Annotated in this window: 20 protein-coding genes; 11 read left to right on the forward strand and 9 right to left on the reverse strand. The window is 60.4% G+C overall.

From position 1 onward, the window contains the following. Positions 1-91: 91 nt before the first annotated feature. Positions 92-1,009 (reverse strand): heme o synthase, encoded by a 918-nt coding sequence (gene cyoE / locus KJS47_RS23055; protein ID WP_213528150.1) that lies wholly within the window; start codon positions 1,007-1,009, stop codon positions 92-94. A 182-nt stretch (positions 1,010-1,191) separates the two neighbouring features. Here cyoE and KJS47_RS23060 point away from each other — a divergent pair, with 182 nt between their 5' ends. The 3 genes from KJS47_RS23060 to KJS47_RS23070 all read left to right on the forward strand — a co-directional run bounded on the left by KJS47_RS23060 (position 1,192) and on the right by KJS47_RS23070 (position 4,540). Beyond that, positions 1,192-1,830: a TetR/AcrR family transcriptional regulator gene (locus tag KJS47_RS23060; RefSeq protein ID WP_213528152.1), complete on the forward strand. Its 639-nt coding sequence runs from the start codon at positions 1,192-1,194 to the stop codon at positions 1,828-1,830. Between the two features lie 258 nt (positions 1,831-2,088). Next, on the forward strand, positions 2,089-3,516 hold the full coding sequence (locus tag KJS47_RS23065; protein WP_213528154.1) for an MBL fold metallo-hydrolase: 1,428 nt from the start codon (positions 2,089-2,091) through the stop codon (positions 3,514-3,516). 292 nt (positions 3,517-3,808) lie between these two features. Further along, positions 3,809-4,540: a class I SAM-dependent methyltransferase gene (locus tag KJS47_RS23070; protein WP_213528156.1), complete on the forward strand. Its 732-nt coding sequence runs from the start codon at positions 3,809-3,811 to the stop codon at positions 4,538-4,540. A gap of 203 nt (positions 4,541-4,743) precedes the next feature. Here KJS47_RS23070 and KJS47_RS23075 read toward each other — a convergent pair whose 3' ends face one another. Then, a complete protein-coding gene (locus KJS47_RS23075) occupies positions 4,744-5,985 on the reverse strand; it encodes a CynX/NimT family MFS transporter (RefSeq protein ID WP_213528158.1) in 1,242 nt (413 codons plus the stop codon). After that, positions 5,982-6,680: a FadR/GntR family transcriptional regulator gene (locus KJS47_RS23080; protein WP_213528159.1), complete on the reverse strand. Its 699-nt coding sequence runs from the start codon at positions 6,678-6,680 to the stop codon at positions 5,982-5,984. The genes KJS47_RS23075 and KJS47_RS23080 overlap by 4 nt, the downstream gene beginning before the upstream one ends. A gap of 293 nt (positions 6,681-6,973) precedes the next feature. Here KJS47_RS23080 and KJS47_RS23085 point away from each other — a divergent pair, with 293 nt between their 5' ends. The 3 genes from KJS47_RS23085 (at position 6,974) to KJS47_RS23095 (ending at position 11,399) form a co-directional block, all read left to right on the forward strand. After that, the gene (locus KJS47_RS23085) at positions 6,974-7,675 is read left to right on the forward strand and encodes a response regulator transcription factor (RefSeq protein WP_249716684.1); all 702 of its coding nucleotides are present in this window, start codon (positions 6,974-6,976) and stop codon (positions 7,673-7,675) included. Further along, positions 7,672-9,054, forward strand: coding sequence for a sensor histidine kinase (locus tag KJS47_RS23090; RefSeq protein WP_213528161.1), 1,383 nt, complete (start codon positions 7,672-7,674; stop codon positions 9,052-9,054). The genes KJS47_RS23085 and KJS47_RS23090 overlap by 4 nt, the downstream gene beginning before the upstream one ends. A gap of 131 nt (positions 9,055-9,185) precedes the next feature. Then, on the forward strand, positions 9,186-11,399 hold the full coding sequence (locus KJS47_RS23095) for an MMPL family transporter (protein WP_213528163.1): 2,214 nt from the start codon (positions 9,186-9,188) through the stop codon (positions 11,397-11,399). 107 nt (positions 11,400-11,506) lie between these two features. On the opposite strand, the gene yedF is transcribed toward KJS47_RS23095, so the two are convergent. The 3 genes from yedF to KJS47_RS23110 all read right to left on the reverse strand — a co-directional run bounded on the left by yedF (position 11,507) and on the right by KJS47_RS23110 (position 13,940). Further along, positions 11,507-11,779 (reverse strand): sulfurtransferase-like selenium metabolism protein YedF, encoded by a 273-nt coding sequence (gene yedF / locus KJS47_RS23100; RefSeq protein ID WP_283772114.1) that lies wholly within the window; start codon positions 11,777-11,779, stop codon positions 11,507-11,509. Positions 11,780-11,782: 3 nt separating this feature from the next. Continuing rightward, complete coding sequence (yedE, locus tag KJS47_RS23105) at positions 11,783-13,150, reverse strand: selenium metabolism membrane protein YedE/FdhT (RefSeq protein ID WP_483874603.1); 1,368 nt, start codon at positions 13,148-13,150, stop codon at positions 11,783-11,785. Between the two features lie 76 nt (positions 13,151-13,226). Beyond that, on the reverse strand, positions 13,227-13,940 hold the full coding sequence (locus KJS47_RS23110; RefSeq protein WP_213528167.1) for a DedA family protein: 714 nt from the start codon (positions 13,938-13,940) through the stop codon (positions 13,227-13,229). A 342-nt stretch (positions 13,941-14,282) separates the two neighbouring features. Between KJS47_RS23110 and KJS47_RS23115 the strand changes: the two genes are divergently transcribed. Continuing rightward, a complete protein-coding gene (locus KJS47_RS23115; RefSeq protein WP_213528169.1) occupies positions 14,283-15,383 on the forward strand; it encodes a citrate/2-methylcitrate synthase in 1,101 nt (366 codons plus the stop codon). A gap of 319 nt (positions 15,384-15,702) precedes the next feature. Then, positions 15,703-16,359, forward strand: coding sequence for a S4 domain-containing protein (locus KJS47_RS23120; protein ID WP_213528171.1), 657 nt, complete (start codon positions 15,703-15,705; stop codon positions 16,357-16,359). Between the two features lie 210 nt (positions 16,360-16,569). On the opposite strand, the gene KJS47_RS23125 is transcribed toward KJS47_RS23120, so the two are convergent. After that, on the reverse strand, positions 16,570-17,115 hold the full coding sequence (locus KJS47_RS23125; protein WP_213528173.1) for a hypothetical protein: 546 nt from the start codon (positions 17,113-17,115) through the stop codon (positions 16,570-16,572). 578 nt (positions 17,116-17,693) lie between these two features. Continuing rightward, entirely contained in the window at positions 17,694-18,251 is a 558-nt protein-coding gene (locus KJS47_RS23130; protein ID WP_213528175.1) for a DJ-1/PfpI family protein, read from the reverse strand. A 168-nt stretch (positions 18,252-18,419) separates the two neighbouring features. Here KJS47_RS23130 and KJS47_RS23135 point away from each other — a divergent pair, with 168 nt between their 5' ends. Next, positions 18,420-18,770, forward strand: a complete 351-nt coding sequence (locus KJS47_RS23135; protein WP_213528177.1) for a hypothetical protein — start codon at positions 18,420-18,422, stop codon at positions 18,768-18,770. Then, positions 18,770-18,865 (forward strand): putative cross-wall-targeting lipoprotein signal domain-containing protein, encoded by a 96-nt coding sequence (locus KJS47_RS24435; protein ID WP_374707070.1) that lies wholly within the window; start codon positions 18,770-18,772, stop codon positions 18,863-18,865. Before KJS47_RS23135 ends, KJS47_RS24435 begins: the two co-directional genes overlap by 1 nt. Before the next feature lie 277 nt (positions 18,866-19,142). Here the strand turns inward: KJS47_RS24435 and KJS47_RS23140 are convergent, their stop codons facing one another. Next, complete coding sequence (locus KJS47_RS23140; RefSeq protein WP_213528179.1) at positions 19,143-20,525, reverse strand: extracellular solute-binding protein; 1,383 nt, start codon at positions 20,523-20,525, stop codon at positions 19,143-19,145. Positions 20,526-20,797: 272 nt separating this feature from the next. Between KJS47_RS23140 and KJS47_RS23145 the strand changes: the two genes are divergently transcribed. Beyond that, the gene (locus tag KJS47_RS23145; RefSeq protein ID WP_213528181.1) at positions 20,798-22,423 is read left to right on the forward strand and encodes an FAD-dependent oxidoreductase; all 1,626 of its coding nucleotides are present in this window, start codon (positions 20,798-20,800) and stop codon (positions 22,421-22,423) included. The last annotated feature ends 6 nt before the right edge of the window (positions 22,424-22,429 follow it).

A 22,429-nucleotide genomic window follows, 5' to 3' on the forward strand; every position in this document is an offset into this window, starting at 1 on the left:
GTCGGCGAGCTCTGGCCGTCCCGACAAAAAAGCCTTCGGAACATCCGTTCCGAAGGCTTTTTGACATGCAGGGTGAGGAGACGGGAGGCTGTTATCCCCAAATAATCCCCACCAGCGAATAGATAATGACCGTGGAAAAGACGACGGTCATATGAAGCAGCGAATACAGGAACAGCGATCTGGCCCACTTCTCAGGTTCCATCCGCTTGTAGCCCCAGATGTTGAGCACGAGCCAGCCGCCGTTCATGAGCAGGGCGACCAGCATCAGGCCGAGACTCAGCGAGCCGAGCAGGAAGCTCGTCGCCGTCAGCACGACCAGGTAAACGTTGGTCTGCAGATAGGTTCTCCGGATGCCTTTGACGACCGGCAGCATGGGGACGTTCGCCGCCCGGTATTCCTCATTCTTGCGGATCGCGATAGCGTAGAAGTGCGGCATCTGCCAGATGACGGCGATCACGAACAGGCCCAGAATGGCCGGATGCGTGATGTCCGGGTAAATCGCAGCCCACCCGATGAGGGGCGGCATGGCGCCGGAGATGCTCCCAATCTCCGTATTGTAGACGGACCGGCGCTTGCTCCATATCGTATAAGGCACGACATAAAAAAACAGCCCCAAAAACCCGAGGAACGCCGCAAGGGGTGTCGCCAGCGCCAGAATGGCGATGCCGACGACGGCCATAACGGATGCGAGCCAGAGCACGGTTTTGGGCCGAATGGCACCCGTCACCGTAGGCCGGTTCTTGGTCCGTTCCATGATGGCGTCGATGTCCCGGTCGTACAGGTTGTTAAAGGCTCCCGCCGCCCCTATGACCAGAATCGTTCCGATTAAAGCATAGAGCGCGGCGGGCAGCTTCTCGATCGGATCCAAATGGTACGTATATAAGGCCAGTGTCAGCCCGGCAAACATAGTAATCAGATTCGACTTGATAATCCCCGTCTTGATGGTCTGCTTGAGGATCTCGGACCTGGTCAATGCTTGTCCAGCCGGCTTGGTCGCTTTCTTTCGCATGATTCCCCTCTTCTCTTTTTCACATTCACTAGTCTTCTCTCACCTGATTCAGTATGCCACGACTGCCGGCGATTTTCCAAAGAAAACTTTCTATATTTAATTATATACGCAAGCGTATGTAAATATCATGTGAAATATTAGTGTCATATGATATGCTTGGGTGAAGTAAGGGAGGAACCGGCATGATCCGACGAAGGCTTACCCAGGAGGAACGCAAAAAGGAAACGCGCCGTCTGCTTATTCAATCCGCTGAGGAGACGTTCGCTCGGTGGGGGTTTCATGGAGCTTCCCTAGAGAAGATCGCCGACAACGCGGGGTTTAGCAAAGGGGCGTTGTACGCGCATTTTAAATCCAAGGAGGAGCTCTTCCTCGTCATTCTGGAAGAACGGATGCAGGCTCATGTGGACCGCATTCGGGAGGCCATGCAGGAGCATCGATCTCCGGACGGGCTGCTTGCCGCCATGAATGCCCGCTTCGAGGCGATGCGGGCGAGCGATCGAACCGGCAGCATGCTGCGTCTCGAATTCCTCCTGCATGCCATGCGCGAAGAGCCGGTGCGCCACCAGTGGTCCGAGAGGATGCGTGAGGCGGTCCAGCAGCTCGCTGATCTGCTAGACTCGTGGGGAAAGGAAACGCGCCAAGTGTCCTCCCTAACGGCGGAGGAGCTGGCGTGGGTGCTGCTCGCGTTGGAAAACGGGGTTGCCATTCTCTCCTATGTGGAAGAGGAACGGGTGCCGTCCGGGCTGTACGGCAAAGCTCTCCGTGTGCTGCTCGCGCTCGAGGAGCGGGACAATGCGTGTGGCCGGGAACAGAGCGGATAAAGGCCAAACGAAGAATAAAGAAAGGCGGGCCTTGGCTGAGCCTTTGAATAGAAGAAAGCTGTTGAAGGGAGACTTCAACAGCTTTTTTTGTATGGAGATGAGAAGGGCGGGGAGGGGTAAGGGAATGGGTAAAGGTTAAACATTAAAGGTTAAAGGTTAAAGGAGAGGACTCCCTCCTTGCCGGACGGGTGTAAGAGCGGGAATTTTGTGCCCAGTACCAGCTCTCCCGCTTATAGTGTAACAAAGAGGTGAAACAGCATGCTGTTGAAATACTTTTATCACGAGAAGCTCGCGCAGGCGTCGTATCTGGTCGGCTGCCAAGCGTGCGGAACGGCGATCGTCATCGATCCGCTGCGGGATCCGGCGCCCTATCGAAAAACCGCCCAGGACAACGGACTTACGATCGTGGCGGCTGCTGAGACGCATATCCACGCGGATTTCGTATCCGGCATCCGCGAATTCGCGCAGCAGGACGGCATGACCGTCTATCTGTCCGGCGAAGGAGGCGAACTCGGCCGCTACGAGGATGCGGAGAAGATCGGGGCACGTCTGCTCAAGGACGGGGACAGCTTTCAAATCGGAAACATCCGGTTCCAGGCTTTGCACACACCCGGCCATACGCCCGAGCACATGGCCTTCCTGCTGACGGACAGGGCGGCGGCCGACGAGCCGATGGGTCTGTTCAGCGGTGACTTCGTGTTCGCGGGCGACGTGGGCCGTCCCGACCTGCTGGAGAAGGCCACCGGCCGGGCGGATACGGCCAAGCTGGGAGCGCGGCAAATGTTCCAGTCGCTGCAGCGGTTCCGGACGCTGCCGGACTACCTGCAGGTCTGGCCGGGACACGGCGCGGGCAGCGCCTGCGGTAAGGCGCTGGGTGCCATCCCCTCGACGACGGTCGGGTACGAGAAGCGCTTCAACCCGGCGCTCGCCTATGAGAGCGAGGAGGAATTCCTCGCGTTTCTGCTGGAGGGCCAGCCAGAGCCGCCCAACTATTTTGCGCAGATGAAGCGGGTGAACCAGGAAGGGCCGGCCCTCCTAAGCTCGCTGAAGACGCCGGAGCGGCTCGAGGGAACGCAGCGGGAAGTAGAGGAGGCGCTCGAACAGGACGCAACAATCCTCGATCTTCGGCCGTCGGCCCGGTTCGCCGAGGGGCATGTGCCGGGAACGATCAACCTCCCGTACAACAAATCGTTCCTAACCTGGGCAGGCTGGCTGCTGACCGAGGCCAAGCCGCTGTATGTGATCGCGGCAGACGAGAGGCTGGATGAGGTGCTTGCGGATTTGCGGATGATCGGCATCGATCGGACGGCGGGCGTCTTTGGCCCGGAGCTGCTCTCTCGATATGAAGTGGAAGGCGGTCGTCTGCAAAGCTATGGGCAGGTGAAGCCCGAGGAGGCGGCAAGCAGGCTGGAGAAGGGTGAGGTGCTGCTGATCGACGTGCGGAACGCGGAGGAATGGAAGAACGGCCATATCCCCGGCGCGAAGCATCTCCCGCTCGGCCGTCTGCCCGCTCGGCTGGGCGAGCTGGACCCGGGCCAGCCGATCGTCGTCCAATGCCAGAGCGGCAGCCGCTCGGCGATCGCGGCCAGCGTGCTGCAGGCAGCAGGCTTTGCCGACGTTTCGAATCTGACGGGCGGCTTCGCCGGCTGGCAGCGGGCGGGGCTTCCCGAGCAGAAAGGCGACTAGCTAATGGAAACAGGGGGCCTTCCTGTGGGAAGGCCCTCTTTGGCGATCCAATAGGAGGTACCAGCATTTGTTTAGGAAGGAACAGTTGCTTTATGATCCTTTACGCTTGTCAGACTTGTATGTATAGTTTCTCTTAGACAGTCCATTTGGCTGAAACCGATTATGTGGAATCCTATAGACAACTATTATGAATGAGGTGAAAGACTTGGTTAGAAGGAGAAAGATAGCCTCCTAAAATAAAGGTTGTTGATGTTTTAGGGGGCTATCTTAAAGGACAGGAGATGTATCTCTTATGAAACAAAATAAATATGATGATGTCAACTTCTTTTCGGAATATGAAAAAATGCCTCGTTCCGTGCAAGGGCTTGAAGGCGCGGGGGAATGGCACGTATTAAAAAAAATGATCCCGGACTTGCAAAAGAAAAGGGTACTCGATTTAGGATGCGGGTTTGGCTGGCATTGCCGGTATGCTCGGGAGCAGCAAGCCAGTTCGGTTATTGGAGTAGATATATCGGAAAACATGCTCCAAAAAGCTCAAGAAATGACGGATGACTCTGCGATTTCCTACATGAGAATGCCAATAGAAGACATCGATTTTTCGGATAATCAATTTGATGTTGTCCTGAGTTCATTAGCTCTTCACTATGTTGAGTCCTTTGAACAAATTTGTAAGAAAGTCTATCGCTGTCTAAAGCCTGGAGGCACGTTTGTCTTTTCAGTGGAACATCCCATTTTCACTTCTCGGAGCGAACAAGATTGGTATTATGATGAAAACGGGAACCGTCTGCATTGGGCCGTAGATCACTATCAATCGGAAGGCTTGCGGGAAACAACGTTCCTTACGGAGAATGTTGTGAAATATCATAGGACGATTTCGACCTATATCAATGACTTGGTTCATGCTGGGTTTACGATTAGGGAGGTCAAGGAGCCGACTCCTTCGGAAGACATGTTGAAGAGCATTCCCGAAATGAAAGAGGAGCTCCGAAGACCGATGTTTTTACTCATTTCCGCAGAAAAATAAAGCGGATTAACAACCCAGCAACGTTTTTTCCATGATTAAACGGATCATTGCTTTATAAAAAAAAAAGGGAAACCCAAATGAACGGGGTTTCCCTTTTTTTTGCAAGTTCAACACTTGAAGTTAACAAAGGCTATCAAACTAACAGGGACAAAGCAGGCAGGATGCGGCCTAGAAGCTTCGAGGCGGCTGCGCCGATGAGAGTATCAGCGGACATGCTTCGCTCTGCCGGCCCCCATCCCGAACACGAAGATAAGGAAGCCCGCGGCAAGCATAAGCTGCAACGGAAGCTCCCAGCTGTCCGTGGCGTCATGGAGCCAGCCGAACAGGACGGGGCCTGCTGCGGCGAGCAGGTAGCCGAGTGACTGTGCCATGCCGGACAGCTCGGCGGCTTCGCCGCTCGTTCTCGCACGCAGCGTAATGAACATCATAGCCAGACTGAACGCCGACCCGCTCGCCATACCGATGAGGATGACCCATAGAGGAAGGAGCGCGGCGGAATGGCCGTACAGGATGCCGGCAAGGCCGGCGACATAGGAGAGAGCGGTCAAGGCCGCCAGACTCCGCTGGCTGCGCATGCGTCCGGCCACCACCGGCACGAGGAACGTGAACGGCAGAATGGCGAGCTGGGCGAGCGACAGCATCCAGCCGGCCGCGCCGGACGTCAGGCCGTACTGCTTCTGCAGCATCGCGGGCAGCCAGGCGATCACGGTATAGAAAATGAGCGATTGCAGGCCCATGAAGACCGTGACCTGCCACGCGAGTGAGGAGCGCCACAGAGGTTTTTCCTCGTGCCGGGCCTTCACGGCCGGCGGCTGGCCGGCATCCCGGTTTCTCAGGAGCGGCAGCCAGAGGGCACCCGCCGTCAGAGCTAAGAGGCTCCATACGCGGAGCGCACCGGTCCAGCCAAGCGGCTGCAGGGAGGCGAGCGGGACGCTGAGCCCTGAGGCGATCGCTCCGCACAGATTCATGGCGACGGAATACGTGCCCGTCATGACGCCGAGATTCCGGGGAAAGTCGCGTTTGATCAAGCCCGGCAGCAGGACGTTGCAGACGGCGATCGACAGGCCGAGTAGGAACGTGCCGCCGAACAGAGCCCCGGCACTGCCTCCGGAACGGATCAGAATGCCGGCGAGCAGGAGGAGAAGGGAGACCAGAAGCGTCCTCTCCGTGCCGAACCGGCGTGCGAGCCGGGGGGCGAACGGCGACAGAAGGGCGAAGGCGATGAGCGGCACGGTCGTCAGCGAGCCGGCCGCCGTATGGGAGATGCCGAGAGTCTCGCGAATCGCAGGCACGAGCGGCCCGACAGTCGTCAATGGAGCCCGCAGATTGGCCGCGAGCAGAATGATGCCGAGAATCAGCAGCCCGGTCCGCTGCGGAGCGGGGGCGGGCCGTGATCCTGGAGCCGGACCGGGGCGGGAGACCCCGGATACAGGATGACCGCTCATGGCGTCACCTCCCGGCCGTCCGCCACCGCTTCTCGGAACAGCCAGATATACTCGTCAACCGCAGCGGCCGCCCGCTTGGCGTCTCCGTTGGCAATCGCGTCGACGAGCTCGGTGTGGATCGTCTGGTGAATGACCGAAAAGGGGGTGAGCGCCACGGTCTCATGGACGGAGCTCTCCACCGCTTCGGTCATATGCCCGTACAGCTCAAGGAGCAGCCGGTTGCGGGACGCCTTCACGATCGCCAGATGGAGGCGGAAGTCCGCCTCCGCGTAGGCGAGCCGGTCCTGCACGTCGGCCGCCGCGGTGCAGGCGGCGAGCTGCGCCCGGAACTCCGCGAGGTCCTCCTCGCTGCGGCGGGCGGCGGACAGCGACGCGGCCTCCCGCTCCAGTGCGAGACGCACTTCAAGCGTCTCGAGCAGGCTCGCCCGCTCCAGACGCCGCTGCAGAGCAGCACCTAGGCCGCTGGAGGCGCAGACCGTCGTGCCGCTGCCCTGTCTCGTCTGCAGCAGGCCCGCATGCACCAGCGCCCGAACCGCTTCCCGCAGCGTATTGCGGCTGACGGCGAACTGCTCCATCAGCTCCGTCTCCGGAGGAAGCCGGGTGCCGACCGGCCATGCTCCGCCTTCGATCAGCTTCTCTATCTGCGCGACCACTTGCTCGACCAGAGAGATGCGGCTTGTTTTCTCTATTTCCATTCGGCATGCCTCCCAAAATTCGTAGGATGATTGGTCAACTTATATGACGGTACGTTACCACAGGACCATGCGGAGTGTAAAGAGGGGGCAAGGAGTCCGTTGAATTTATTAGGGCAGCGTGCAGGTTAGGATAACGTATAGGGGGCGAGTGTCTTGGGCGATAGCGGGGGCAGTTGCAGCGAGGGCTGTCTTTGGCTATTTTTAAGAGAAGCAAGGGCATGCGGCAGGAAGGGCGGAATCTGCCCGGATCATCGGACCGATTCGAACCAATCCTGTTGGGAAGCTGCCCGAACATGAGAAAGCTGAGGATTGCGATGAAACCAACCATATTACTTGTTGACGACGATAAGAATATTCTTCACCTGGTGAATAAACAGTTAAAGCAGGCGGGTTATGCGGCGCTTGAGGCCGCGAGCGGCGAGGAGGCGCTCCGGCTGCTGGACGCGCAGCCGGTCGACCTGGCGGTTGTCGATGTGATGATGCCGGGCATGACCGGCTACGATCTGACGCGCCGCATCCGGGAGAACTATGACATCCCCGTCATCCTGCTGACCGCCAAGGGCGAGATCCGGGACAAGGAGGCGGGCTTCCTCGCCGGCTCGGACGATTACGTCGTCAAGCCGTTCGACCCGAGGGAGCTTCTCTTTCGGATTCATGCTGTCTTTCGCCGCTATCAAAAGCAGAGCCAGCAGCCGATCCGGATCGGGGACGTCGTTATCCATCCGGCAGGCTTCGAGGTGCAGGTGAATAACCAGACGCTCATGCTGCCGCTCAAGGAATTCGAGCTGCTCGTCTGCCTCGCTTCGCGGCCGGGCCACGTCTTCACGCGCAGCCAGCTGATCGAATCGGTGTGGGGGATGGATTATATGGGGGACGAGCGGACGCTGAACGTGCACATCAAGCGGCTGCGCGACCGGTTCTCGGAGCTGACGGACAGCCTCGCCATTCGAACCGTCCGGGGCGTCGGCTACCTAGTTGAGGCCGCCGGCTCATGAGATCGATCTACTCCAAGCTCGCACTGACGTCGATCGGCATTATCCTGGTGAGCGCTCTGCTCGGCTTCTATATCGCCAATGCGTACTATCACGAGAGCATCAAGCCTCTGAACGACGAAAAAAACGTCCGTATCGCCCAGGCGATGACCGCCTTTCTCGAGGAGCACGGGGAGGTGCAGCTGGACAGCTACCTGGCGAACGTTGCCGCAGTCGGCTACCAAATCTGCCTCGTCGATGGGAACGGAGCCGAGCGTTACTTCGGCGCGGCGTTCAAGGACAAGCGGCTGGACGAGCCGATCAAGCGGCGGGTGCTGGCCGGCGAGGTTTATCACGGCATGAGGGAGTTCCCCAAGAAGACGTTCATGACGGGGTTTTTCGCCAACGAACTGCGCAACACGATCGGCGCGCCCTTCACCTATAACGGCACGCCCCATGCAATTTTCATCCGGCCGGACATCAAGCTGCTCTTCAGCGAGATCCATACGCTGCTCGGCTGGATGATCGCCATCATGCTGGTCGTGAGCATCGCCCTCGTCATCGTCAGCTCCAAGTTCCTCGTCAGTCCGATCGTCAAGCTGACCGAGGCAACCCGGGAGGTCAAGAACGGACGCTTCGCAGTCAAGCTCGACATTACCCGGAACGACGAGATCGGCGTGCTGGCGCGCAGCTTCGAGGAAATGTCGATGCGGCTCAGCCAGCTCGACGCGATGCGGACCGAATTCGTCTCGAACGTGTCGCACGATTTTCAATCCCCTCTGCTCAATATCCAGGGCTATACTCAGCTGCTGGCCCAGGAAGGGCTGTCTGCCGAGGAGCGGGCCCAGTACATCGCCGTCATCCGCGAGGAAACGGACCGGCTGTCCCTCCTCACCAAGCAGCTGCTGCTCCTCACCTCCCTCGACAAGGAGGAAAGCTACTGCCGGCCCGAACGGTTCGAGCTCGGACGCCAGATGACGGAGCTCGTGCGCAAATCGCTATGGCTGCTGGAGGAAAAAGGATTGGCGCTCACCTACACGATCCCGGACGTCTCCTTCTACGGGGATCCGGCGCTGCTCTATAATGTCTGGGAGAACCTGCTGACCAACGCGATTAAGTACAACAAAGAGAACGGCACGATCACGATCGTGCTGACGGACGAGCCGGCCCGGGTCGTCGTCGAATTCCGGGATACCGGCATCGGCATGACGGACCAGGAGGCGAAGCGGGTGTTCGACCGTTTCTATCGGGCCGACGCGTCGCGGTCCCGCGCTATCCCCGGGACAGGGCTCGGGCTCTCCATCGTAAGCCGGATCGTCGAGCTGCATCGGGGGACGATCGCGGTCTCCAGCCGGCCCGGGGAGGGAACCTCCTTCGTCGTCACCCTTCCCAAAAAGGACTAACTTAGTTTATTTTCCGTTCACTTTCGTTTCCTACAATCGAAGTAGGGAACGAAAGTTTTTTGTTTTATCCGGCTACTCCCATATCACCGTAGTCTGCTTAAAGACTCGCGTACAGAAAGGATGGTTACGCTATGTTGCGATTGGCCAAACGCATCACCGGCTGGGCAAGCAGCAAAAAAGGGGCCAAGCTGGTGCTCGTCCTCTGGATTCTCGCCGCGGTGCTGCTCGGAGGGCTGGCCCCTAGCGCGAGCGAGTATGCGACGAGCGTCAACGCCACGGGGCTGCCTGCGGACGCGCAGTCGCTCATCGCTGATAAGAAGCTGGAGGAGTATTTTCCGAAGGACCAGGGCGTACCCGCGCTGCTCGTGTTCCATAAGGAGTCCCCGTTTACGGACGCCGACTGGCAGCGGGTGGACGCGGTCAGCGAGCGGATCGAAGGGGCACAGCTGGACGCCGTGAAGGAGGCGATGCCGCTGCACAAGCTGCCTCCTGCGGCCAAAACCTCGATGCTGTCCGAGAGCAAAACGACGCTCATCCTGCCGGTTTCGCTCAAGGACAACCTGGAGCGAAAAGTGATCAACCAGACGGTCAAAGACCTGAACGTCCTTGCAGAAAATGAGCTGAAGGACGCGGGCGGTCTGCAGCTATCCATCACCGGTCCTGCCGGAATCGTCGCGGACTTGTCGAATATCTTCGCGAGCGCGGACGTCGTCCTGCTGCTCGCCACCATCGGCCTTATCTTCGTCCTGCTTATTCTCATCTACCGTTCGCCGCTCCTCGCGTTCGTGCCGCTCATCGGCGCCGCGCTCGTCTATGAGGTCGTCAACAAGACGATCGGCATCGCGGGCTCGCTTGGCATGGGCATCGAGAGCCAATCGGTCTCCATCATGTCGATTCTGCTGTTCGCGGCGCTGACGGACTACTCGCTCTTCATCGTTTCCCGCTTCAAGGAGGAGCTGAAGAAGGAGGAAGACAAGTACACGGCCATCAAGCGGTGCATGCAGGAAGTGACCGAGCCGATTCTGTACAGTGGAGGCACCGTTCTCGCCGCGATGCTTGTTCTGTTCACCGCTCTGTATGAGCCTTACCGCAATTTCGCCCCGGTTTTCTCCATCGCGATGGCGCTTATCCTGCTCGGCGGCCTGACGCTGCTGCCCGCTCTGTATGCGCTGGTCGGACGGAGGGCGTTCTGGCCGTCCGTTCCCAAGGCGGAGCCCACAGCCGCGGGCAAGCCCGGCTTCTGGGGCATGCTGGGAGAGGCGGTTGTGAAGCGTCCGGTCCGCAGCGGGCTTCTCGTCCTGATTCCGCTTGCCGCCCTTGCGCTGAATACACTGAACATCGAATACTCGTTCAACCTCATCAAGTCGTTCCCCGAGGACATTCAATCCCGGCAGGGATACGAGGCGTTGGAGAAGGCATTTTCGCCCGGCGAGCTCGCCCCGACAACCGTTCTCGTTGAGAACGACGCCGAGATCAAGACCGACCAAGCGCAGCGGCTGCGCGAAAAGCTGCTCGGGATGGACGGCGTCGATCAGGTGCTTCCGGACCCGGCGGCGCCTCAGCGCCCGGGTCAGCAGGAGTCGTGGCTGTCGGAGGACAAGAAGACGGCCAAGCTGGAGCTTAGGTTCGCCGGCAGCCCGTATGACCAGGAGACGATCGGACAGCTGGAGGCGATTCGGAAGCAGGCCGGCCCCTGGCTGGAAGAGCTGGGCCTGTCCGATGCGAAGCTTCACTTCGCGGGCGAGACGGCCAAGCAGGTCGATACGCGGGACGTCAACAACCGCGACACGCTCGTCGTCGTGGCGGCGATCACAGCGCTGATTACGCTGCTGCTCGCGCTGCAGACGAGGTCGGCCGTCGCCCCGCTCTATATGATGGCGACGATCATTCTGTCTTATTTTACGGCGATGGGCGCGGGGTATCTGTTCTTCGACAAGCTGTTCGGCTACACGGAGATCAGCTACCGGATTCCGCTCTATACGTTCATCTTCCTCGTCGCGCTCGGCGTCGATTACAACATCATGCTCATCTCGCGTATCAAGGAGGAAGCGAGGACGTATCCGATCCGGGAGGCGATCAGCCGGGGACTGACGATGACGGGCGGGGTCATCTCGTCGGCGGGCCTGATCCTTGCCGCCACCTTCGCGGTGCTGACGACCCAGCCGATTATGGAGCTGTTCATCTTCGGCTTCACGGTCGCCGTCGGCGTCCTTATCGATACGTTCCTCATCCGCACCATTCTGGTGCCGGCCATCATGGTCAAACTCGGCCGGTACAGCCTGTGGCCGCAGCTGCCCAAGGAGAGTGCGGCCGGCACGCCCGTCCGCGGCAGCCGGAGCTTGTAGCGGCACAGACCGGTACAGCCAATCGCACGCAAAAAAGACAGCTCCGCAAGAGAGCTGTCTTTTGCCTTGGTCTTGTTGGGAGGCGGCAAGAGCCGCCAGGTGCTACGTTAAGGCTTCAAAATGTAAAACCGGATAGTCGGGCCGTCGGTAATCGGCTCTCCGATCAGCTTGTAGCCCATGCGCATCGCTTCCTCGGGCACTGCGTTGAACGCCTGCGGGCAATCCGCGATCACTTCCAGCACTTCGCCGCTCTTGAGCTGCTCCATCGCATCGAGGCTGTAAACGACCGGATACGGGCAGGGCTCACCCTCGAGATTGAGGGTCATGGTCGGGCGAATGGCGTTTAAGTCGAGTTGGCTGGTTTGGTTCTCTTTGGCCATCGATTATGCCATCTCCTTTCTGCCTACGCCGGCTTTCATCAGAACGGCCTGGCCTTTGCGCTTCGCCATGTAGCGTACACGCTTCTCCCACAGGGAAGCGAAGGCGTAGAAGGCGAGCATGAGGCCGAGCGTGGCGAGAATCGCGCCCGTCCAGCCCCACTGGGAGACGAGGTTGATCTTAGGCGAGCCGGCGACGAGCTTGTCGTACAGGCCCCAATGGTCCCAGCCCCAGGCAAGCACGCCGGCGCCGATAATGTTGCCGATGCCGACGACGACGAACTGCAGCTGGCCCTCCATCGCGCGGTACATCCAACCGGTCTCGCAGCCGCCGGCTACCACGATGCCGATGCCGAACAAGAGGCCGCCGATGAGCGCCCCCGGACTTGCCCACATGATCTTCTGCGGCACGCCGAGGGAGATGATGACCGCCGTGCAAAGCGTGGCGGCAATGATCCCGACGGACAGCGCCTTGGCCATGCTGGATCGGCCCGTGATCCAAAGGTCGCGGAACGCCGAGGTGAAGCAGATTTGGCCGCGCTGGATCAGCAGGCCGAAGGCGATGCCGAACAGGCCGGCAAGGCCGAGCTTCGCATGTCCGCCCGCGATTTGCACCGCGACGAACACGATCGCGGCTACGAGCACGACGAGGCCGAGCCAAGGCTGGATCTTCGGCGTCGAGGAGATGAACGAGCGCGGGCCCGGAGCCGCCTTCTCAAGCTTCGGCTTGCCGAGCAGCAGCGGATGCAGCACGAGCTTCACGCCGATGTACGTGCCGCCCGCCATGCCGAGCATGAACAGCCAGGCGTGGAACGAAAATTGGGGAATGCCCGTGAAGAACGACGCCAGGTTGCAGCCCATGGCGAGCCGTGCACCGAAGCCGGCTACGATGCCGCCGATGAGACCTTGCACGAGCCGGCGCTTCTGCTTAGGCAGGCGCAGCTTGAACTGGCCGGCGAGCAGTACGCTCATAAGCGCGCCGAGGAACATGCCGATGACGACCCAGCCGTCGATTCGGTCGACCGGGCTTCCTTCCAGATGCATGATCTGCTCAATGTAAGTGAGCTTGTGCGGGTCGATGCCGACCCAGGACATGGCATGTCCGGCCAGACGGGTGAACTCCCCGGTGACGGCCCAGAACGTGCCGGTGACGCCAAAATACAGTGAACTTAAAACCCCCGCGATGACGGTGACCAACATAGGGTTCCAAAACCGTCCGAACAGCTTCTGCCGAAGCTCGGGTATCGAGTGAAGCAAATTCAACTGACTCATCCTTCCTTCCAGGATCATAGAATCAAGACCAACGACTATTGTAACAAAAAAAACCCTCGGCGGGGGACGGAATTTTGATGGAAGTACAGGAAGCTTCGGCAGAAAAACGCAGAACGGAGGAGAAAACGAGAGATCCGGAAGCGGCGCGAGGAACGCGCTTCTTGACGCCGACCGTCGGTTAGCGGCCTTTTCCGATCCGTTCGGCGGCGATCTCCGAGGCCGGGCTCGGCCGTGTGCTGGGCTCTCCGCCTGGACGAAGCTGCGTAAGCCGGGAGGCTGCCTCTCGCAGCCGAGCTGCTCCGGAGGCTTGGCGGCGCCGGCGCTTATACAGCGCCAGACCGGCGGCCAGGACAACGCCGATGAGAATCGCCGGGGCCGCGTAGCCGGCGAGCGCATGCAGCCATTCCTCGATGCGGCCGCCGAACCGGTAGCCGAGCGTTATGTAGACTAGTACCCATAGCAGTCCGCCTGCGCCGTTGTAGAGCAGCAGCGTGCGAAGCGGAACCCGGAGGGTGCCGGCGACATAGCCCGTGAAGTGCCGCAGACCCGGTACAAAATAGCTGACGAAGATCAGCTTGTCGCCGTACCGGCCAAACCAGTCGGTCAGCAGGCGAAGCCGTTCCGGCTTTAACAGAAAATACCTGCCGTGCGCCTCGAAGAAGGGAGTGCCGAGCCGGCGGCCAAGTGCATACGTGAGGATCGTTCCCGTCAGCGCCCCTCCGTACGAGCAGGCGACCGTCAGCCCGAACCGGGTTCCGCCGAGAGCCGCCATATGACCGGCGACCGCCATGGCAAGCTCGCCCGGAAACGGCAGCGCCAGCGATTCGGCGAACAAGCCGAGCACGAGCAGCAGGTAGCCGTATTGGTCAAACATTGTTTGCATCCATTCCATTCTCATGGTCCTCCTATCCGGTCTGCAAGTTCTCGTTCCAGTGTAACGGAGGCGTCTGCGCAGCAGAACGGCCGGGGGTGCAGGGGGCGAGCCGGTCTTTGGTCTGGCCGGTCCCCCGGCTGTTGGACTACCATGGGAATGCAAATAGGGCCCCTGGCGTGTCATGCGCCGATGGCCATTCGCCCCTTTTCACGAGTTTGTTGATAAAAAGGTTGTTGAAGAACGCAGGAAAATCGGAAATGATAAACAATTATTATCAGGATGAAACATTTATTGAGTTTTTATTTATCGAACCTTCCTGCTATGATGACGCTACAAGAAGATTTCGGAGGGGGAAGGGCAATGGCGAAGGGAACGGGATTGGAAGGCGTTGTCGCGGCGGAAACGGATATCGGATATGTAAACGGACAGACGGGTGAACTAGTCTATCGGGGACATTGGGCCAAGGAACTGGCGGTGCACCATTCGTTCGAGGAGGCGGCGCATCTCCTCTGGTACGGCCAACTGCCCGATGCGGAGCAGCTGGCGGAACTGCACGCGAAGCTGGCCGCCCATCGGCGTCTGACGCCTGAGCTGAAGGAGCTGCTGGACGCCATGCCGGCAAAAGCGCCGCTCATGAGCGTGCTGCTGGCAGCCGTTGGAGCGCAGGCGGCGGACAGTGAGGCTTGGCCGCCCTCGATCGAGGACGCGATTCGGCTCACCGCTATCGTACCGGCGATGATCGCCTATCGGCACCGCCAGCTGGCCGGCGCCCCATACGTGGAAGGGGGAGACGAGGAAGGCCATGTGGCCCATTATCTCCGGCTGCTATTCGGCCGCCCCGCCTCCGCCGCCCATATCCGGGCGATGAGCGCCTATATGGTACTGACGATGGAGCACGGCCTCAACGCGTCGACGTTCGCCGCACGGGTCGTGACCTCGACGGAGTCGGATCTGTTCGCGGCCGTTGCGGCGGCGATCGGCGCAATGAAGGGGCCGCTTCATGGGGGCGCTCCGTCCGGCGTGCTCTCGCTTCTCGAGGAGATCGGTGCGAAGGAGCAGGCCGAGCCCTACATGCGCGCCATTCTGGAGAAGGGCGGCCGGCTGATGGGCTTCGGCCACCGCGTCTACAAGACGCTCGATCCGCGCGCGGAGGCGCTGCGCGCCGTTTCGGCGGAGCTTGCGGGCGACGATCCGTGGCTCGATCTGGCCCGGCATGCGGAGGAGACGGCCATCCGGCTGCTCGCCGAATACAAGCCGGACCGCAGGCTGTACACCAACGTCGAGTTCTACGCCGCGGCTGTCATGCGGGCGGCGCAGATGCCGCCGGCTCTGTTTACGCCGACCTTCACGGCGGCCCGGGTCGTGGGCTGGACGGCCCATGTGCTGGAGCAGGCCGCGAACAACCGCATTATCCGGCCGCAATCGGTGTATGGCGGGCCGATGCCGGGCGGGAGAGAATAACAGGAAGCCGTTTTTTCCCGTGCGGCCGCTGGGTCCCTGCCCTAGAATGGAAGCTGGAGATATTCGGAAAGGGGCCATCCTATTTATGCCAGAAACTTTGTAATGGAGTGAACAAAGTGAATCGTGCCTTGTCCCGCGCGGCAGCGCAGCGGGAGAGGTGCGCCTTTTTCCCCCATTACGAAGGAACGCACGGCCTGGCCCTAACGAGCGCAGCGGAGCCCCTTTGACGGGATGGCTCCGTTTTTTTGTTTGTGTACAGGCGAATATCTCCCGCGGTGCGGGTTGCTTGCGTTCCTTCCTCTACTAAGGAGCGAAGGACATGTCCACAATAGAAGTAACTTGGAGCAGAATTCGGGAAGAGCAGATAGAGGAGCGGTACTGCCCGTCCTGCGGCGCCATGACAGGATTCGCCGATACCGGAATCCGGCGGCATAACGCGAACGGCAAGACGATCTACCGGTATGCGATCTACAAATGCCGCCGGGAGCATACGTGGAACCGGAAGCTCGCTGTCTACAAGGCCGGCAGCAGGGAAGCTGCCGTATGGGCGGCCTCCGCCGAAGGCGCCAAAGTGCCCAAGGCAGCGGAAGCGGCGGCCGCCGCCATAGCCGCAAAGGCGGCGAGGCAGACTGATGCATGGGAAGCGGGGACAGAGGCGATGGAAGCGGCGAAAGCGGATGGAGCATGGGAGAGAACCGTTTACGCGCCGGCCGGAGGCGGGGAGGCCGAACAGCGGCTCGACCTCGCCCGGCTGCTGCAAGAAGGCGTCGCCGTCGTCCGGATCCGGCTCGAAGAGATCGGCGAGCCGTGCCGTCTGGACCGTCTGCTCGCGGAGCGGGTGTCGGGCGCGAGTCGGAGCCGGATCGCCGTCTGGATCCAGGAAGGCCGCATTCTGCTGGACGGAAAGCGGACGGAGCCGTCTGCACGTTTACGTAGAGGGCAGCTACTGACCTGGCGGCTGACGGACGAAACTTAGCCGTACCAAGGAAAATAGAGGGAGAATGTCCTCTGGGCCGGTGTGGTGAGGCAAAGAGTTATGAGACTCTTTACAGACCGTCGGTCGGTTTGCAAAGAGGCAAAAAGGGATCTTTTTAAAGGTGCACTACAGCAAGAAGCTGGGGTTGCAAACGGAAACGCACGAAGAAGCCCGGCCGGGCTTCCTGTCGTTTGATAGAGGCAGCGTGGGTTACGGCGAGTACGGAGAAGGAGCGGGGTCCGTGTCGGAATCGAAGCCGGTCTGAAGAGATGCCGGCGATTCCACCTGCGCGGATTGCTCCAGCGTATTCAGCGTCTGCCGTTCGATGCTGCCGCTCAAATCCTGCAGCCCGCTGCCGATCGAGACCAGCACATCGCCCGCGGCGCTCACCAGACCGAACGACTGGCGGATCCTATACGGTATCGGATGCAGCTGCTCCTGCTCCTGGGCCTGCATCGCTTCGAATGTATCCTTCTCCGCTCCGAGGCTTTGCCGGTACGCTTCGGCGACCTCCGTCTTTTTCCGGTCCAGCCAGTCGGAGAGGTCCCTAAGCCGCTGCTGGCATTGCGCCAGTGCGGCGCGCTGGGCATCCGGCGAAGCTTGTCCCCCGCTAGCCTGCTCCAGCTGAGCGGACAGCTCCTCAAGCGCCGCGAGTCCGGCATTCATGGCACTTGGGGCGAGCCTCGTCTGCAGATCGGTCAGCAAATGGACGGCCGATTGGATCTGCTGCTGGACGGCTGCGTAATCGGTTGTCATAAAGGCAGGCCTCCTTATTTTGGTAGGTCGTCTGTAGTGTAGCCAGGACACAGAAATTTATGAGGGGGGTTGTACAAGGCTTTGGAAGCGAGGGAAAAACTATACGAAAATTATAGAATTAGCAGAACGGCAAAATGACGGCTCTTCAGCGGACGGGGACGATCAAGTAGATCGGAGAGGCGACGCATAAGGTTTGCCGCTTCGGCGGAGAAGCTGAAAGACACGAAGCGGGCGCGTAACCCGGAAGTAGGTCAGCCCGTTCAGAGGGGGCCGCAAGCAGGGAAGACTGTATCGCCTGCCGGATGAACAAAACGGCCCCCTCTATCCATGTACGCGGATAGAGGGGGCCGTCCTTGGTTCTAGGATAGGAGCGCGCTGCCCGGATCGTCGTACTCGAGAAGATCGCGCCGCGCTAGGCAAGGGCAAAGGCCGAATCGATAGCGGCCGGAAGAGGGAGCAAGCTGTAGCCGGAATGCGGCTGAAACCGGTTCCGAATTTGGCGTTAAGTCCCTTAACGGAGCGAACGGTTCATGCCCTTTGTTTTTCACCGGATTAACGGTCGGAACGGACGAACGAGATTAACCGCGCATCAGGCGGAAAAACTCACGCATGAAACCGGGCAGATCCGGCCAGGCGTGGCCCGACACGAGATTGCCGTCTACGCAGAGCGTCTCGCTGCTGTATTGGGCACCGAGCTGGGCGACGTCGGGGCGGCAAGCGGTATAGGCCGTAATCTTGCGGCCTTCGAAGATGCTCTTGTCCGGCAGAACGCCGAGCACGAGTGCCGCGTGGCAGATCGCGCCGACCGGTTTGTTCGTCTCGAAGAAGTGTCCTACGATGCGCGGGATATTCTCGTCCAGGCGGATGTATTCCGGAGCACGGCCCCCTGCGATAACAAGTCCCGCGTAATCCGAAGGGTCGACGTCCGCGAACGCGATATGCGATTCCAGCTGATATCCGGGCTTCTCGGTGTACGTGTCCCACCCCTCGAAGTCATGGATGACGGTGCGCAGCACTTTTTTCTTGGGGGAGGCGATAACCGCTTCGTAGCCCTCCTCTAATACCCGGTAGTACGGATAATAAATTTCGAGCGCCTCCACGGCATCTCCGGCGAGCAGCAAGATCTTGGTTGCCATCTTATCCACTCCTCACTTTGGTTAAAGTTGGTCCCTCCTCTGTATTACCTCATGCGAAGGCAGGTTTGTCAAATAGGTACTGGAAGAAACAACCAGTCATGCAAATGCTCCCTTCTCCCATACTAGAAAGGACAACTTTTCCATTTAAGCGAAGGAAGGATGAGCGGTGTGAGTTTAGGAAGAAACGGCTGGATCGCAAGAGCGGGCTTGCTTCTGGCGGCCGGCCTTCTCGCCGGCCTAGGCGGCCACAGCACGGCGGAAGCGGCCTCGGCAGGCCTTTTGGGCGGGAAGCCGGACGTAACAGGGTATCATCACCGAGATGCGGAAGCGGGTACGGGTGAGGAGACGTCTGGCGGCGAGGGGAAGAACCACCTAGAGAAGGAGAGCGGCGGCGAGGAGGACGCGAGCCAGTCGCAGCCCTTTATCCCCCGCACCCTGAAGGTTGGTCTGCCCGCAGCGGAACCGGCCCAGGCGGCGCCGAGCGGAGCGGAAGAGATGAGAAGGCTTCGCCAGGCATAGTGAGCGCCGAAAAGAAGAGCCGGTGCCGAACGCTCTGCTCGGTTGTGCTGTTCACCGCCGTCTTCGTGCTGGGCGCCAAGATGCACGAGCGCTAGCCGGGTGCCCGGGGCTTTTCTAGCCAGCCGGAGGTCCGGCAGCAAAACGACCGAAGCCCAAGGGGCTTTGGCTGTTTAGCGTTGGCGGCGCCGGGCGATTGTGACGAAAGTGCAATGGACGCGATCATGTGACAGAATCGCGCCCCTTGTGGGGAGCCGGCAGAACGGGATCAGATGTGTCCCCACGATATCCGCGTCGAGAGAGGGGGCTTATCTCGTCCCAAGACACTCCTTTTCCATCAAAAAGGGCCGCTGTGTAATGCAGCGGCCCTGCGGTCTACCGTTTTTTCTCCATCCGTTCTATTGTCTGGTCGACCGATTCGAGGCCGTACCAGAAGAAACGCATTGTCTCGTCCCATTCCTCTAGCCAATGCTTGTCCCGCATCTGGTCGTAATAGAACGTGCCGCCCTCGAGGAAGAAGTCGCCGACCAGCATGGATGTCAGCTCTTCCTTCGTCCAGACCTGATCGTTGATCATCTTCAGCACCGATAGGAAGCCGGCTTTGCGCGCGATCTGCTCCTGAATATCGGTACGGACCGAATAGCGGATAAAGGCGGCGGCGAGCTCCGCGTTCGGCGCTTCCTTGGGGAGCAGCAGGGCGTTGGCCATCAGCAGCGTCGAGGAGTGGGGGCCGAATGCGAGCGGAGCGATGCTCGGCTCGAACTTCAAATACTTGCTCCGCCAGGCGGCCAGCTCGATCGCCGTCGTGAGCACCATCGCGGTCTTGCCTTGCAGGAACGGCTCGCTTCCGAGTCGGAACGCGCCCGGCCGCACGAGCAGGGCGGACTTGTCCTCGTAGAGCAGCTGATGGATCAGCTCCAGCGTCTTGCGGAGCAGCGAGGGATTCTCCCATAACGTGCTGAGCGAATCGCTGTTCTGCAGGGCAAGCGTTGACCAGCGGGAGAAGCCCGAAGAGAGGGAGAGCCCGTACCGGTCGCAGATGCCGTCCCCATTCGTATCCGCCGTGACCCGCTTCCACGCCTCGCGGAACTGTTCAAGAGTCCAGTCGGCCGCGGGCTGCTCGGCGCCGCTCTCCCGGAGCATGTGCGGGTTATAGGCCAGAATAACCGGGGAGAACGTCACCGGAACAGCCATCAGGTTGTAGTTGTGGGTGAAATGCTCCATCAGCTTGGGGTAGAACAGGCCGCCGTGGCTGCGCATCTCGGCAGTAAGCGGCACATAATCTTCGAGCTGCTCAATCTCCCGGTAATGCGACTCCGTCAGCAGGAGCAGGTCGGGCTTCACGCCGGAATCCTCCAGCGCCTGCTTCCACTCCCAGGGATCGGAGGTCGGCAGGTTCACGACCCGGACATCGACGTCGGGATGATCCCGGACGAACGCGTCGACGATGAGCGGCATGCCGAGTTCCATATAGTAGGATGGGGAGATGGCGAACAGATGGAGCGTGCGGCGCCGCGAAGCGGCCGGAGCCTGCTCCGGATGGCTGACCATCGTTCCCTGTCCGGGCCGGCGGACGACCAATCCTTCGGCGGCGAGGATCTCGAGCGACTTGCGGACGGAGATCCGGCTAATGCCGTACTGGTTGCACAGCTCGTTCTCCGAGGGCAGGAACTCGCCGGGCTTTACATCACCGCGGAGAATTTTCTCCCGTAGTTCTTCGGCCAGGCGGGCGTACAGAAATTGTTTTTTGTCCGACATGTTTATCATCCATTCTACGTAAACGAGTACGGTTATTTATCTCCCCATTATAATACAGGATGCTAACGTATAACAACAACGGCACCTGTTATAAGCATCTGGTATATCAGGCGGCAGCGGTTCTAACGGGACGAGGCGGAAAGTAGGATGATAGCAGGGGCCGGACCGGCCGGAAGGACGATGGTCGGCCTTAGAAAACTGGGTGTATTCGGGCGCGGACAGATGTGCTAGACTGCTCGTAGACACACCGATACGGGAGGGTATAGATTCGCTTGAAAAACAGAATTCTGCTTGGCTCCGCCCTTGCTTTTGCGCTGAGCCTATCCGCGGGCATGGCTGTGAACCGCCCCGCTTCTGCACCTGGGAATTATGACATTGTGATCTATGGAGGTGGGCCGCAGGCGGTCTCGACGGCGCTGCAGGCGTCCGCGACGACCGAGGGCAGGGCATCGATCCTGATGATCGTGCCGGAGCGCGCTCCGGGCTCGATCATGTCGGTCGGCCGGCAGAATCTGTTTGACGTGAATTATTACCGCGCGAGCAAGCTTCCCGAAGGGATCGACCCGAAGTATGAAGGCTCCCAGGCCGGTTCTCTGTACCGGTTTCTCGGTGACCTGACAGCGGTATTCCCTCCGGAGAAGATGGAAGCTTATTTTCGGACCAAGCTGGCCGAGAAGCGGGTCCAGGTCCGCTACGATACGGATCTCGTTAAGGTAACGACCCGTCCGGCCGCCGCAGGGGCGGGCGAGAACGCGGCTGCAGGCAGCCACCGCGTCAGCTCCGTCGAGCTGAAGCCTCTCGTCCGGAATGCGGACGGCCATGCGGTTTTTGACGAGACGGCGCCTGGCGAGCCGGTCAGCGCCCAGGTATTCGTGGATGCCTCCGAGACAGGACGACTCGTGCGCCTATCGGGCCAGCATGTCGGCACGGTTGGACGGGAGGACCAGAACCCGGACGCGCGGCAGATGGCCGCGACTCTCATGTTCAAGGTGAGAGGCGTCGACGCCCAGAAGGCGGTCAAGGACTGGTCGCTCGAAGGCTTCACGATGTCGCCCAAAGGCTCCTTCCAGCTGTGGGGCGGGTACGAGATGCGGCAGCTAAACGCGCTCCAGCAGTACGCCGAGAGCGCGGGGCCGTTCCGGCTGAAGCCTTACAACGCCGGAGAGGACGGCTATTCGGGCGCCGGGGCGCCCGGGTCCCCGCGCATGGAGCTGTGGATGAACATGCTGCTCATCTACGACGTGGACGCCCGGAAGGCGGCACGGGACCGCGGAGCGGGCGAGGCGCTCTACCCGTCGGGCGGGGGAACCGAGCCGGAGCTCGCCCGGGAAGAAGCGGTCCGCGAGATCGCCAAGCCGGAATTTCTATCTCTCCTGCGGCAGCTCAAGGGCTTCGAGCAGGCCGAGCTCGTCCTCGTGGACGGCAAGCCGGAAGTCGGAGAGATTCTCTACCTGCGGGAGAGTATTCATACAGCGCAGGTCGCCGATCCGGCGACGCGCACATATCGGTTCGCGCTCGACCGGGAGGGCGTAACGGGCGGGGATACCAAGTATTACGAGCGCCGGATCGGGCTTGGGTACTATCACTTCGACTCCAACTCGTATAAGAAGGGCGAATCGCTCTCTAATCCGATTGGCAAGCCTTGGTACGTGCCATACGACGTGCTGGTCGGGCCGAAGCTAAGCAACGTTTTGCTCCCCGGCTACGCTGCCAATATCGATTCCTACGCCTGGACCGCCATGCGGGTCTATCCGAATCTCATCATGCTCGGCGACGCCGCCGGAACAGCGGCGGGGCTTGCGGTGAAGGGCGAATTCTCGCTCCACCGGCCCGAGCCGGAGCAGCTGCACCGGCTGCAGCAGACGTTGTTCCGCCAAGGGGCGATCCTGGACAAATAAGCGGAA

This window comes from Paenibacillus sp. J31TS4 (genome assembly GCF_018403265.1).
Lineage (GTDB): Bacteria > Bacillota > Bacilli > Paenibacillales > NBRC-103111 > J31TS4.

Coding starts and splice junctions, on each gene's coding strand:
- cyoE (WP_213528150.1), bottom strand. CDS start 1,009: ATGCGAAAGAAAGCGACCAAGCCGGCTGGACAAGCATTGACCAGGTCC.
- KJS47_RS23060 (WP_213528152.1), top strand. CDS start 1,192: ATGATCCGACGAAGGCTTACCCAGGAGGAACGCAAAAAGGAAACGCGC.
- KJS47_RS23065 (WP_213528154.1), top strand. CDS start 2,089: ATGCTGTTGAAATACTTTTATCACGAGAAGCTCGCGCAGGCGTCGTAT.
- KJS47_RS23070 (WP_213528156.1), top strand. CDS start 3,809: ATGAAACAAAATAAATATGATGATGTCAACTTCTTTTCGGAATATGAA.
- KJS47_RS23075 (WP_213528158.1), bottom strand. CDS start 5,985: ATGAGCGGTCATCCTGTATCCGGGGTCTCCCGCCCCGGTCCGGCTCCA.
- KJS47_RS23080 (WP_213528159.1), bottom strand. CDS start 6,680: ATGGAAATAGAGAAAACAAGCCGCATCTCTCTGGTCGAGCAAGTGGTC.
- KJS47_RS23085 (WP_249716684.1), top strand. CDS start 6,974: ATGAGAAAGCTGAGGATTGCGATGAAACCAACCATATTACTTGTTGAC.
- KJS47_RS23090 (WP_213528161.1), top strand. CDS start 7,672: ATGAGATCGATCTACTCCAAGCTCGCACTGACGTCGATCGGCATTATC.
- KJS47_RS23095 (WP_213528163.1), top strand. CDS start 9,186: ATGTTGCGATTGGCCAAACGCATCACCGGCTGGGCAAGCAGCAAAAAA.
- yedF (WP_283772114.1), bottom strand. CDS start 11,779: ATGGCCAAAGAGAACCAAACCAGCCAACTCGACTTAAACGCCATTCGC.
- KJS47_RS23110 (WP_213528167.1), bottom strand. CDS start 13,940: ATGGAATGGATGCAAACAATGTTTGACCAATACGGCTACCTGCTGCTC.
- KJS47_RS23115 (WP_213528169.1), top strand. CDS start 14,283: ATGGCGAAGGGAACGGGATTGGAAGGCGTTGTCGCGGCGGAAACGGAT.
- KJS47_RS23120 (WP_213528171.1), top strand. CDS start 15,703: ATGTCCACAATAGAAGTAACTTGGAGCAGAATTCGGGAAGAGCAGATA.
- KJS47_RS23125 (WP_213528173.1), bottom strand. CDS start 17,115: ATGACAACCGATTACGCAGCCGTCCAGCAGCAGATCCAATCGGCCGTC.
- KJS47_RS23130 (WP_213528175.1), bottom strand. CDS start 18,251: ATGGCAACCAAGATCTTGCTGCTCGCCGGAGATGCCGTGGAGGCGCTC.
- KJS47_RS23140 (WP_213528179.1), bottom strand. CDS start 20,525: ATGTCGGACAAAAAACAATTTCTGTACGCCCGCCTGGCCGAAGAACTA.